Raw genomic sequence first — 1,063 nt, 5'->3', positions numbered from 1 at the left:
GTCACTGGCCGACGCGGCACGCCGACGCCGCCCGCTCGCGGAGCACTCCGCGAGCTGATCGACCCGGTCACGGCGGACCTCGCCCTCACCTGCGTCCAGCTGAGCCGCAGCGCGGGGACACGAGCTCCGTCATAGGCGATGCCATTGTGGCCAACGGCATCGCGGCATGGAACGTGATACCGACGCGCGAGTGATCACGCACGCCCTGGACTCCACGCGGGCGGCCACCGATCTCATGTCCGCCCGGGCATCGCCGAGTTACGCCATCGAACGTGACAGGGGGCTATCCCCACCTCCGATCCGGATGATCACCCCATCGCAGCGCCCTCCACCCCTTCGACATGCTGAACCTGCCTGCACAGAGCGGGGTTTGAAGGCTCTGCGTCACGGGCCACCGTCATCCGCGGTGATCTTGCCGGCTGTCAAGGAGGAACACGTGATCAAGTACAAGCGTGCGCTGGGTGGGGCACTCGCGCTGGCCGTGGCGATCGGTGCCGTGGCAGGCGCGCTGCCGGCAGGCGCCGCCACCGCCGCGACCACGGCCAAGCCCACCGCCGCACAGCCCGCCACCACCACCGACGACGCGCAGCTGCGTGCGCTCATGCACCGGCTGACCACGGCCGACGGTGCGCCCGGCGCGCTGCTGCAAACGCGGGATCGGCACGGCATCAGGTTGCTGACCAGCGGCGTCGCTGACGTGAACAGCCACGCACCGGTGGCGCGCGACAGCAGATTCCGGATCGGCAGCATGACCAAGCCCTTCGTGGCCACGGTCGTGCTCCAGCTGGTGGGAGAACATCGCGTCGCCCTCGACGCGCCCGTAGCACGCTATCTCCCCGATCTCCTCCGCGGCCACGACAACGACGACCGGAAGATCACCGTCCGTCAGCTGCTCCAGCACACCAGCGGCCTGCCCGACTACCTCACCTTCCTCCGCCCGGCGGAGATCCTCAAGGACCCGCTCGCCCACCACGACACCCGCGACCTGGTCAACCTTGCGCTCGCCCAACCCCGGACGTTCAAGCCCGGCGAGGGCTGGCGCTACTCCAACACCAACTACCTG

General features: G+C 69.3%; 1 protein-coding gene. It reads left to right on the top strand.

Features of this window, described 5'->3' with window-relative positions; genetic code table 11:
- Positions 1 to 436 precede the first annotated feature (436 nt).
- Positions 437 to 1,063, top strand: a 627-nt coding sequence (locus tag AOK09_RS33130; RefSeq protein ID WP_157876134.1) for a serine hydrolase domain-containing protein, incomplete at its 3' end; no start/stop codon positions are given.

It is taken from the genome of Peterkaempfera griseoplana (assembly GCF_001418575.1).
Lineage (GTDB): Bacteria > Actinomycetota > Actinomycetes > Streptomycetales > Streptomycetaceae > Peterkaempfera > Peterkaempfera griseoplana.
Note: the sequence above shows the minus strand (reverse complement) of the source record. Positions and strands in the feature narration are given on the sequence as shown.